Below are 11065 nucleotides of genomic sequence, written 5' to 3' on the forward strand. Positions count from 1 at the left end.
GCATTAAAAATTGCGGGGCGACCAATAATAATATAATATTACCTATTTATATTTCATCTTTCTGCTTTCAGCATAGCTGCTTTTTGCCGAAAAAACGACTACTCGGAACCGCCAGAAAAAGTTTTACCGTTTTCCTCCGATCGATTGAAAGCTTGGCGGTGCGGAAACAGCGTTCCCAGCAGCCGATTGATGTGAGCTTGTCCGTACAAAATGGTTGGTATTTCTCCGGGTTGAGGAGGTTGCTCTGTGGGCGTTGATGGGGGGGATGCAGCCGTCTCCGGTGGCGTCAGAGGATTTGTTGGAGCAACTTCTGGTGGTGTCACTGGTGGTTCCACTGGTGGTTCCACTGTTGGTTCCACTGGTGGTTCCACTGGCGAGGTTTCTGGTTCTGGTTGTGGTTTTGGTTCTGGGTTGATTTGCCGGCTATCATCTCCCACCAAAGAACCTGCGGGCAAAATTTGCATTTGGTCAATACAAGGATTAATCAGCGTAGTCCCCGCACCGATACAGGCATTTGCTCCGATCGCACCCGAACCTACTACTAGCACCCCTGCGCCGAGAATCGCACCCGCTCCGATTTCTAGAGTACCTTGACGGGCGTGAAGAATTACTCCCATACCGATACAGGTACCGGCGGCGATCGAGATCCGGCTATCTGGATCTGCTTGAAGAATCACTCCTGGGGCGATCGCGGCACCCTCATCAACAACCACATTGCCACTGATATAAACTTGAGAGTTGCTACTTAATTGCAGTGGCGGTAAATACATTCAACTTAACCATTTTAGATGTAGGATTTTAGGTTTATTAACAAGGATATTTTTGATTGTATTATTGATAGATAGAATGCCTAATTTAGAGCAATAATTATTGCTCTATCCTTCTAACTCTTTCAAGTTTTACTTCAATTTCCTGGCGGTTATCCCGTTAGCTTAGACAGCAACTAACGGGAAAAAAATGCTAATTACCAGCCAATTAAGGACGCTGAATAATCTCTTCCAACACCCGGCGCTTAGCCTTGGAATCAATTCCTAGCAAGCGGACGTAATCGCCTGTATGTTCTTTCAGACAGCTTTCCAGGGCAGAAATCACTTCCGATTCGCGATTGGAGGCGATCGGCGAGCAACTGTTCCAAGAACCTGTGCGGAAGCGGCGCGGGTCGGCGTGTTCCGTACCAATTTTGTATCCTTGGGAGAGCAGATTGCGGATTTGCTCGATCGTCTTGGCGCTCAACAGTGCGCTGCCTGTTGCAGTCGAATTTGCTTTGTATGATGCAGTCCCTGCTGGTTGAGCAGATTGAGCAACGGGACCATCTGGGCGCTGAATAATTTCTTCTACTACGCGGCGCTTAGCTTTGGGATCGATGCCGATTAAGCGGACGTATTCTCCTGGGTACTGTTGCATCACAGCTTGCAAAGCGGCGATCGCCTCAGATTCGTTCCGTGCTTGCACAGAAGCCCCACTTTGCCAAGAACTGGTGCGGAAGCGACGAGCATCAGCGTGTTCAGTCCCCACCTTGTAGCCTTGAGCTAGCAAGCTGCGAATAGTCCCAGCCAAATCCCCACTCAATTGACCATTGGACGCAGCAGCGCCATTCTGGTGAGCAGGTTGAGCAACTTTGCCATTAGATTGGCGAGTTGTCGCGCCATTAGAACCGTTAGAGCCATTGTCACCCGGTCTTTGGACAATTTCTTCAAGTACGCGACGCTTGGCTTTGGTATCAATGCCGATCAAGCGGACGTATTCCCCTTGATGTTCGCTCATACAAGCCGACAAAGCATTGATGACTTCAGATTCGCGGGTGGACGAGATGGGTCCGCAACTACGCCAAGAACCGGTGCGGAAGCGACGAGCATCAGCGTGTTCTGCTCCGACGCTGTATCCTTGAGCTAGCAGGTTGCGGACGCTATCGACTAGCGAATTGCTCAATTGAGTGGTCCCATGGGTAGAATAAGTGATTGGAGTCATGTCCGAATTTTTAGAAAGTTCATTGCGAATAGGTGCCAGACAAGCGATGTTGTCGGCACAGCGATAACCAGTTCTCAGAGCGTCGTTAACTCCGATGACGTGGGTAGCAAATTTAACGTCTGAATCTTGAACATCTGGCAAGCGATCGGCTTGCTGCTGATTGGTGATGACAGCTCCTGAAGGTATATACTTTCCTGCAGGAATCTCTACATCTTGAATTAGTACGTGCATCATTACAATGCAACCGTTTCCTACCCTGGCATTGAACACCGTAGAGCGAAAGCCGATAAAACAGTTATCGCCTACGTAGGCCGGGCCATGAATTAAACTCATGTGAGTCAGGGAAGTATTTTCCCCTACCCAAACGGAATAAGAGTTGCCATCGTCTCCTGTGACTCTGCCTTGTTCTAAACCATGAATTACCACTCCGTCTTGAATGTTGGTACTATTTCCGATATGGAAAGGAGTACCTTCATCGGCGCGGATAGATGTTCCTGGGGCAATCAGCACTTTAGAACCGACACGCACATCCCCAATAATGTTAGAAAAGGAATGTACATAGGCGGTTTCGTGAATTTTGGGCTCTGCCAAGTTTTTCGACCAAGGCGTCGGGGGAGCCGCAACACTGCGGGCTGCCATAAGTTAAGTTCTCCTGAACTGAAAAAAAAATGTTAGCTGTTAGCTGTTAACTGTTAACTGTTAACTGTTAGCTGTTCACTGTTCACCGTTCACTGTCAACTGTCAACTGTCAACTGCCAACTGTCAACTGTCAACTGCCAACTGTCAACTGCCAACTGTCAACTGTCAACTGTCAACTGTCAACTGCCAACTGTCAACTGTCAACTGCCAACTGTCAACTGTCAACTGTCAACTGCCAACTGTCAACTGCCAACTGTCAACTGTCAACTGTCAACTGCCAACTGTCAACTGTCAACTAGCGGTACGGGTCGTCTTTTTTACTGTAAATGAGGCGATTTTCTACATTGACAGTATCTATAATACCTACCACCAAAGCATCCAGCGGACGGTTTTCGCTTCCTGGTGCAATCCGGGCTGCGCTTCCCCTAGTTACTAAAACCCATTCATCTATACCAGCGCCCACACAGTCAGCGGCTACCTCATATCCGGGAACTGGCGAACCTTCTTCATTGATGAATTGCAGCAGCAGAAATTTCGATCCTCTGAGACTAGGCTCTTTTTGGGTACTGACAACTGTGCCGAGAACTTTTGCCATTTGCATTTTAGGTTACAGGTAGTTGGTAATTGGTAATTGTCAATTTTTCGATGTCATTAGTCTTTTTAGATTAGCCTTCCTCCATCATTTTTTTCGTCTTTTATAGTTATTTGTCTACTAATAACTAATGACTCATAACTAATGACTAATAACTAATGAGTAATGACTAATGACTAACAACCAATCTGCCATCTCCTACTCAATTAAAAATTAAAAATACTAAATCAAAATCTCTCAGGATTTTAAATTTTTCATTTTTAATTTTTAATTACCAAAAGCTCAATGAACGATCGCCTGTCTTAAGATCTATTGAGTGGGCGAATGCCACTCACGCCTTCGCGGAATTGTTCCACAGCTTCGGTGTAGCGAATGGGTAGTACATACTCCAAGTTTTCGTGAGGGCGGGCAATGATGTGGGTGGACATAACTTGTCCGCCGTTAACACGCTTGACGGATTCTACTCCAGCGGCCACTGAAGCTTGTACTTCCGAGACATCTCCTCTGACGATGACTGTAACGCGGGCGCTGCCGATTTTTTCGTACCCTACTAGGGTAACGCGGGCTGCTTTGACCATCGCGTCGGCTGCTTCTACAACTGCCGGGAAGCCTAAAGTTTCAATCATGCCAACTGCAATTGCCATTGTTTCTACTCCTGATTTAATATTGGGGGAACTAAACGATGTTTTTTTGACGGTTGCACTAATTTTTCACTGAACTAAGTTTCTGTGCGGTGAGAACTTAGTCGCCTCGGAACTGTTCGACTGCTTCGGTATAGCGAATCGGCAAAACATATTCTAGGTTTTCGTGGGGACGGGCGATGATGTGGGTAGAGACAACTTCTCCGCCGTTGACCCGTTTGACGGATTCCACTCCTGCTGCTACTGAGGCTTGGACTTCCGACACGTTACCACGCACAATTACTGTGACGCGGGCACTGCCGATTTTTTCATAGCCCACGAGGGTGACACGAGCAGCTTTGACCATAGCGTCGGCAGCTTCCACAACAGCGGGAAAACCTTTTGTCTCAATCATTCCCACGGCAATTGACATTTTTGAATCTCCTAAGCGAGAGTTAGTGGAATTACCGTTACAAATCTTTGACCAATTTTAAAAATTGGACGGGGGAGCCCAGATTATCTAGAAAAACGGTTTAAAGCTTCCTATCCTTTAAGAATAGGGTAAGCTGTCTACCTTGACAATATAAACCAACATCATAATGTTTAATAACAAAAATTAAAATATTTTATGATCCTTAAAATGATTTAATATTTTTTTAATAAACTTAACATGGTCAGGAGTAGATGCAGGTGGGAATTGGAGAGTCCGCTAAGTAAAAATACTTGTCAAGTAGAGTTCGCTTGTGCGGTAAAAACTAATTTTTCACTGATAGAATTCTCAGTTTGAGTGCTTTAATGTATAGTTAACATTAGTGCAAAAAATTTTGCCAAAAGTATACAATCACGTTTAGCCAAAATTCCAGGGTGCGATCGCTCGCGGATATTTTTTTCATAAAGACAGCAGTAAAATCCAAATTTATCAGGATAAATTCATGAATCCATTGCTCCTCCAAACCTGTTGGTGGGTACCTTTATATGGCTTAATAGGCGCTATATTAACTTTGCCTTGGTCTACAGGAACAATTCGCAAAACAGGGCCCAGACCAGCGGCTTATTTCAATTTGTTGATGACTGTGTTGGCTTTTATCCACGGGTCAGTTATTTTCAGAGAAACTTGGAATGAACCACCTCAACAATTGCTGCTAAACTGGGTGCAAGTAACAGACTTAAACCTATCTTTTGCCCTAGAAATCTCTACCGTAAGTGTGGGCGCAATGGAGTTGGTGGCATTTCTAAGTTTGCTAGCACAAATTTATGCTTTGGGCTACATGGAAAAAGACTGGGCGATGGCTCGATTTTTCGGGTTGCTGGGTTTTTTTGAAGCAGCAATTAGTGGCATTGCAATTAGCGATTCGCTGCTTCTAACTTACGCTTTGTTGGAAATGCTGACACTTTCAACTTACTTGCTAGTAGGATTTTGGTACGCTCAACCCCTGGTAGTCACCGCGGCTCGTGATGCGTTTTTAACCAAGCGAGTGGGAGATGTACCCCTGCTGATGGGAGTAGTGACACTTTCTACTTTAGCAGGAAGTTTGAATTTTTCGGATTTAGAAACATGGGCAGAATCGGCAACTTTATCTCCTGTAGTTGGGAATTTATTAGGTTTGGCTTTAATTGCCGCACCTACGGCTAAGTGCGCTCAATTTCCCTTCCATTTGTGGCTAGACGAGGCGATGGAAGGGCCGAACCCAGCTTCAATTATGCGGAATACGGTAGTTGTGGGTGGTGGGGCTTATGTTTTGATTAAACTTCAGCCGGTTTTGGAGCTGTCGCCGATGACTGGTGCGGTGTTGGTGGTTTTGGGTGCGGTGACGGCGGTTGGGGCTTCTTTAGTGGCGATCGCCCAAATTGACCTCAAAAGAACATTCTCCCATTCCACGAGCGCTTCTTTAGGTTTGGTGTTTATCGCAGTGGGGTTAAATCAAGTTGACATTGCTTTGCTGTTACTGTTCGCACACTCGATTTCCAAGGCACTATTATTCATGAGCGCTGGGTCGATTATTTCGACCACCAACACTCAAGATTTAACAGAAATGGGTGGCTTATGGTCGAGAATGCCCGCCACGACTGCAGCTTTTGTAGTAGGCGCTGCGGGGATGGTAGCACTGTTGCCCCTAGGGAATTTTTGGGCAATGCGGCGCTGGCTGAATGGTTTTTGGACAGTACCTTTATGGTTGGTAGTTGTGCTGCTGTTAGTTAATTGTTTGACGGCGCTCAATTTAACTCGTGTATTTGGTTTGGTGTTTGTCGGAAAACCGCAGCCAAAAACTCACCGAACTCCAGAAGTCGGATGGCTAATGGCTGTACCCATGGTAATTTTGACTGTTACGGGACTATTAGTGCCTTGGATGTTGCAGCGGTGGCAATTATTAATTAGTTGGAGTGGACCTTGGGCTGAGACTGGAGATTTTGATAGTTTAAATTTGCTGTTGAAAACTTTGGATACACCGTTGTTGATGTTATCTGGGTTGATTGGTTGTGCGATCGGGGTGGCTATTTATTGGTATGGGGTTATACCTAGGCCTGTGCGATTACCGATTCCGGCTGTGCAGGATTTGTTGGCTTACGATTTTTATATCGATCGCGTTTACCGTTTGACTGTGGTTTGGGCTGTTGATTCTATTTCTAAAATCAGCGCTTGGACTGATAAGTATGTGGTGGATGGGGCGGTTAATTTGTTTGGTTTTGCTACTATTTTCAGCGGTGAAGGGTTGAAGTATAGTGGCACTGGTCAGTCACAGTTTTATGTGTTGACTATTGCCGGAGGTGTGGCTGTGTTGTTGGGTTTAGTTATTTGGCAGTTTTAAACCGCAGATGAGGGCAGATGAACACGGATGATTTTATTCTGGGTTTGTCTGCTTTTTATCTAATTTTATTCAAATTCGATCGGCCATAATTCTGCAACGGGAACTTCCCAACCGGGTAAGAGTTCGGGAATTGAAATAATGTCTCCATCTCTCAATATAACTGGTTCGGTTTCGGGGCGGTAAATTGTGACTGTGCATTTGTCTGGATCGATTAATATTCCGACTTTTGCTCCGAGTTCGAGAAATGAGAGGATTTTTTCTCGCAGGGGTTTGAGGCGATCGGACTGAGACTTGATTTCTACAACTAAATCGGGAACGAGTTCGGCAAAATACCTTTTACTTTGTTTGAGGCGCGAGGCTACCACAAAAGAAACATCAGGAACTCTCAGATCGGAATTCGGGAGAATAAACCCGCCACTAGATTCAAACACTCGTCCCAATTTGCGGGGTTTGACCCAGTTAAGCAAAAGTCTGCCAAACTCAAGTCTAATTTCGCTCGATACAATGTCTGATCCGCCCATAATGATAATCTTCCCGTCTACGAGTTCTAATTGGTAGTCTAGCTGTGCTTCGCAGAGTATACCTTGCAGTTGTTCCAAGTCGGCAACTGTGAGGCGGGTGGAAGGGTAGGCCGATCGAACTTGCAAATCTTCCCGGTCTGTGAGACTTTCTGTAAGACTTGAGGTCATAGGATGGTTCCAAATACATCTGAACCTATGTTAACAAAAAAAATCAGCCGATCGCTTTTATCTTGTCTGGGTTTGCGCTAATCTTAAATATAGTTTTAAAAGTTGTAGTAAAGGAAAGTTTTAATTGATGCTTAGTGCTTTAATTTGGATACCAATATTGGGGGCGGCTCTGATTGGGTTTTGGCCTAGTGCGGTTAGTTCTAAAATTGTGCGGAATCTGGCCCTGGCGATGGCAGGTATAACTTTGATTTTATCGGTGATTCTAGCGGCTCAGTTTGATATAAATGCGAGTCAGTTGCAGTTTGCAGAATTTCTGCCTTGGATAGATGTTTTGGGATTGAACTACAATCTGGGTGTTGATGGTTTGTCTCTGCCTTTGGTGATTTTAAATGCTCTCCTGACTGGGGTGGCTATTTACAGCACAGATGAGTCTATTCGGAGACCTCGAATTTATTATTCTTTGATTTTGCTGATAATGGGTGGCGTGAGTGGGGCTTTTTTAGCTCAAAATTTGCTGCTATTTTTCCTGTTTTTTGAGGTGGAACTAATTCCGCTTTACCTGTTAATTGCGATTTGGGGAGGCGAACGTCGGGGTTATGCTGCTACTAAGTTTTTAATCTATACTGCGTTTGCTGGGATTGTGCTGCTGGCATCTTTCTTGGGGACGGTTTGGCTGAGTGGTGCTTCTAGTTTTGATATTGTTGGTGCTGTGGGTGCATCCCATTTGCAGGGTGCTTTACCTTTGCCTTTGGTGAGGCAAATTGTGTTACTGGCTGGGGTGTTGTTGGCTTTTGGGATTAAGATGCCTTTGGTGCCTTTTCATACTTGGCTTCCTGATGCTCACGTAGAAGCTTCGACTCCGGTTTCGGTGTTGCTGGCTGGGGTGCTTTTGAAGTTGGGAACTTACGGGATGCTGCGATTTGGTTTGGGTTTGTTTCCTGATGCGTGGGCGGTGGCTGCACCTTGGTTGGCGAGTTGGGCGGTTGTCAGTGTGCTTTATGGGGCTAGTTGCGCGATCGCCCAAAAAGATATGAAGAAAATGGTAGCTTATAGTTCGATCGCTCACATGGGCTACATTCTGTTGGCTAGCGCTGCGGCTACTCCGGTGAGTATTTTGGGTACTGTTTTACAAATGGTAAGCCACGGTTTAATTTCGGCACTACTGTTTTTAACCGTCGGTGTTGTTTACCGAAAATCAGGTAGTCGCAATTTAGATGTGCTACGGGGTTTGTTTAATCCCGATCGAGGTTTGCCGATGATTGGTAGTTTAATGATTCTGGGAGTGATGGCTAGTGCGGGTATTCCAGGTTTGGCTGGATTTATTGCTGAATTTTTGGTATTTCGCGGTAGCTTGCAAGTGTTTCCGGTGCAAACTTTGCTGTGCATGATCGGCACGGGTTTGACTTCAGTTTATTTTTTAATTATGGTCAACCGTGCTTTTTTTGGTCGGCTTTCGGATTTGGTGGTGAGTTTACCACAAGTGCGTTGGGGCGATCGCATTCCTTCTTTGGTATTGGCTGTGATTATTCTGATTATGGGAGTGCAGCCAGGAGTGATTGTGGCTTTGAGTGAGAAAACGGCGATCGCGATGGTAGCTAATGTGCCAACGCAAGTTAAGGCGATCGCTCAAAACTTACCATAAAATATGACCTAGCTGTAGGGACACGGCAGGGGACATTGGTGTCAACTTAACGTCAAACCGATAGTCCGACAGGGGTTTAAACCCCTGTCTCAAAGCTAAAGTCCTCTAAAAGAGGACTAATGAGTTGAGATTCTTCTCTTCAGTCCTCTTTGAGAGGACTTTCGCTATTAGACAGGGGTTTCAACCCCTGGCGGACTTGATGAATGACTAACGGACTTGGCGGGCTGACAGCTTAAGTTGACACTCCTTGGGCAGGGGAGAATCCCGATTTTGTAAGGGCTCTCGCATTCCGGCAGATAAGTTATTGGTTAAAAGTAAGGATTTACTACGGTCATGCTTCGCCCCTACCGATATATTTGCAAATTCTGAATGCTCCCCACGGCAGTGTCCCTACTAGACCAAGAAATGCTATATCTGAAAAGCTTTTAGTCCATCATGAAAGGACTAAAGTTGTTACTACAAACATCTTTCTTCCTTCTTCCTTCTTCCTTCTTCCTTCATTTAAGGTTAAATCAAAATGACAAGTACCGTATTAAAACCATCTTCTCATCCGCTCTCAGCATACATTGACATCTTGGAATCAGGCCAAGCTTTACTTCCTGAATCGGCAGAAAATTTAATAGAAGTAGTCGGAGTTCTTAAAAGTTATGCAGTTGTTTTAGATGCTTATTCTCTGAATCTAAACTACATCGCAGAAGAACAGTTTTTAGTGCTTTTCCCGTTTTTCAAATATTTCAACGGAGAGGTGAATCTGCCAAAGTTAATGCGCTATTTGTGGCACGATCGCATAAATTTTGAGTATGCCGAATATTGCATGAAAACAATGCTTTGGCACGGCGGCGGGGGCTTGGATAGTTATTTGGATTCCCCGGAGTTTGATAATTTGGTGGAAAAGGCGATCGCTGCTAAATTAAAAGGCAATTTTTTCATGCAGGGACTCCATAAAGCATTTCCTGATTTTTTGCCGGAACAAGTGCGGATGCTGGCTTACTACACCGGTTTAGGTCAGTTTTGGCGGGTAATGAGCGATTTGTTTATGGACTTATCTGATTCCTACGATAGAGGGGAAACTAAGTCTATTGCTGACGTAGTTGATTTTGTCAAAGCTGGGTTAGTGGCCGCCGCCAGTTTACCAATTACCTACAGCGTCAAGATTAGCGATCGAGTCTATGATATCATTCCTCCAGAGGCTGGATTGACATTTTTAGCAGATGTAGCGATTCCCTATGTCGAGTCAATTTTCTTTCGGGGAACTGCATTTTTTGGAGTAGTTTCCTACAACGCTCAAGCTCATCAAATCCCGGAACAACAAAGAGACTTTAGCTATGGTGCTTTGTTTGCCGATCCTTTACCGATTGGAGGCGCGGGAATTCCGCCAACTCAATTGATGCAAGATATGCGGCATTTTTTGCCGGAGTATTTGCAAGAAATTTATCGCACTAGCTGTCGAGGCGAAGATGATGTGCGGGTGCAAATTTGTCAGAGTTTTCAAAAGTCGATGTTTTGCGTGACGACGGCGACTATTTTGGGTTTAGCACCTCATCCCATGAATACATCGGATGCTGAGGAAAGAAAGGCTAATCGGGTTTATTTGGAAGGTTGGATGGATCGGTTTGGCAATTCTCGTTTAAATTGGGCAAATCAACCAACAAACAGGTCTTGCCAACTTTTTCCAGAACGGTAGATAGTAATTGTAGGGTGCACAGGCAGCGAGAAATATTTGATTCGCAACTTGCGACTGCGGACTGTCACGCACCCCTTTTTCCAGAACGGTAGATAGTAATTGTAGGGTACACAGGCAGCGAGAAATATTTGACTCGCAACTTGCGACTGCGGACTGTCACGCACCCGGTAAAAAGTTGCTTGCTGGTGCGGGGAAAAAGTAGCGAGTATTTTTTATAAAAAATTAACCGAATTCAATCAATAGGGCGATCGCAACTTAAATAACTTTTAATTATTGCATATATATATATATATATATCCCACATTCCGCACCCCCAACTGGCACATAGGCGGATTGAGGGGGTAAAAGTGAATCATCCGAGACCAAGCGTGAGTAAAAACACCCAAAAATCTCTGCAACGATCGCATCACGAGCGTTAGGAATT

At 45.1% G+C, this 11065-nt stretch carries 9 protein-coding genes; 3 read left to right on the top strand and 6 right to left on the bottom strand.

Annotated features, from left to right (window positions below):
- Window positions 1–98: 98 nt before the first annotated feature.
- The 5 genes from AAFP11_RS13450 to AAFP11_RS13470 all read right to left on the bottom strand — a co-directional run bounded on the left by AAFP11_RS13450 (window position 99) and on the right by AAFP11_RS13470 (window position 4252).
- The gene (locus AAFP11_RS13450) at window positions 99–770 is read right to left on the bottom strand and encodes a carbon dioxide concentrating mechanism protein (protein WP_341737517.1); all 672 of its coding nucleotides are present in this window, start codon (window positions 768–770) and stop codon (window positions 99–101) included.
- Between the two features lie 205 nt (window positions 771–975).
- Window positions 976–2607 carry a ribulose bisphosphate carboxylase small subunit gene (locus AAFP11_RS13455; RefSeq protein ID WP_341737518.1) on the bottom strand — a complete coding sequence of 544 codons (1632 nt, stop codon included), beginning with the start codon at window positions 2605–2607 and terminating at the stop codon, window positions 976–978.
- Window positions 2608–2902: 295 nt separating this feature from the next.
- Window positions 2903–3208 (bottom strand): EutN/CcmL family microcompartment protein, encoded by a 306-nt coding sequence (locus AAFP11_RS13460; protein WP_341733803.1) that lies wholly within the window; start codon window positions 3206–3208, stop codon window positions 2903–2905.
- 293 nt (window positions 3209–3501) lie between these two features.
- Entirely contained in the window at window positions 3502–3843 is a 342-nt protein-coding gene (locus tag AAFP11_RS13465) for a carbon dioxide-concentrating mechanism protein CcmK (protein WP_006635058.1), read from the bottom strand.
- A 97-nt stretch (window positions 3844–3940) separates the two neighbouring features.
- Complete coding sequence (locus AAFP11_RS13470; protein ID WP_096828468.1) at window positions 3941–4252, bottom strand: carbon dioxide-concentrating mechanism protein CcmK; 312 nt, start codon at window positions 4250–4252, stop codon at window positions 3941–3943.
- A gap of 499 nt (window positions 4253–4751) precedes the next feature.
- On the opposite strand from AAFP11_RS13470, the gene AAFP11_RS13475 reads away from it, so the two are divergent.
- The gene (locus AAFP11_RS13475) at window positions 4752–6626 is read left to right on the top strand and encodes an NAD(P)H-quinone oxidoreductase subunit F (RefSeq protein WP_341737519.1); all 1875 of its coding nucleotides are present in this window, start codon (window positions 4752–4754) and stop codon (window positions 6624–6626) included.
- A 65-nt stretch (window positions 6627–6691) separates the two neighbouring features.
- On the opposite strand, the gene AAFP11_RS13480 is transcribed toward AAFP11_RS13475, so the two are convergent.
- On the bottom strand, window positions 6692–7315 hold the full coding sequence (locus AAFP11_RS13480; protein ID WP_341737520.1) for a Uma2 family endonuclease: 624 nt from the start codon (window positions 7313–7315) through the stop codon (window positions 6692–6694).
- A 127-nt stretch (window positions 7316–7442) separates the two neighbouring features.
- Here AAFP11_RS13480 and AAFP11_RS13485 point away from each other — a divergent pair, with 127 nt between their 5' ends.
- Window positions 7443–8957 carry an NADH-quinone oxidoreductase subunit M gene (locus AAFP11_RS13485; protein WP_341737521.1) on the top strand — a complete coding sequence of 505 codons (1515 nt, stop codon included), beginning with the start codon at window positions 7443–7445 and terminating at the stop codon, window positions 8955–8957.
- A gap of 517 nt (window positions 8958–9474) precedes the next feature.
- Complete coding sequence (locus AAFP11_RS13490; protein ID WP_341737522.1) at window positions 9475–10641, top strand: CO2 hydration protein; 1167 nt, start codon at window positions 9475–9477, stop codon at window positions 10639–10641.
- The last annotated feature ends 424 nt before the right edge of the window (window positions 10642–11065 follow it).

This window comes from Microcoleus sp. CAWBG640 (genome assembly GCF_020883015.1).
Classification (GTDB): Bacteria; Cyanobacteriota; Cyanobacteriia; order Cyanobacteriales; family Microcoleaceae; genus Microcoleus; species Microcoleus anatoxicus.

What these genes read in the sequence shown, in the direction of transcription:
- AAFP11_RS13450 (WP_341737517.1), bottom strand. Translation starts at nt 770, where the DNA reads ATGTATTTACCGCCACTGCAATTAAGTAGCAACTCTCAAGTTTATATC.
- AAFP11_RS13455 (WP_341737518.1), bottom strand. Translation starts at nt 2,607, where the DNA reads ATGGCAGCCCGCAGTGTTGCGGCTCCCCCGACGCCTTGGTCGAAAAAC.
- AAFP11_RS13460 (WP_341733803.1), bottom strand. Translation starts at nt 3,208, where the DNA reads ATGCAAATGGCAAAAGTTCTCGGCACAGTTGTCAGTACCCAAAAAGAG.
- AAFP11_RS13465 (WP_006635058.1), bottom strand. Translation starts at nt 3,843, where the DNA reads ATGGCAATTGCAGTTGGCATGATTGAAACTTTAGGCTTCCCGGCAGTT.
- AAFP11_RS13470 (WP_096828468.1), bottom strand. Translation starts at nt 4,252, where the DNA reads ATGTCAATTGCCGTGGGAATGATTGAGACAAAAGGTTTTCCCGCTGTT.
- AAFP11_RS13475 (WP_341737519.1), top strand. Translation starts at nt 4,752, where the DNA reads ATGAATCCATTGCTCCTCCAAACCTGTTGGTGGGTACCTTTATATGGC.
- AAFP11_RS13480 (WP_341737520.1), bottom strand. Translation starts at nt 7,315, where the DNA reads ATGACCTCAAGTCTTACAGAAAGTCTCACAGACCGGGAAGATTTGCAA.
- AAFP11_RS13485 (WP_341737521.1), top strand. Translation starts at nt 7,443, where the DNA reads ATGCTTAGTGCTTTAATTTGGATACCAATATTGGGGGCGGCTCTGATT.
- AAFP11_RS13490 (WP_341737522.1), top strand. Translation starts at nt 9,475, where the DNA reads ATGACAAGTACCGTATTAAAACCATCTTCTCATCCGCTCTCAGCATAC.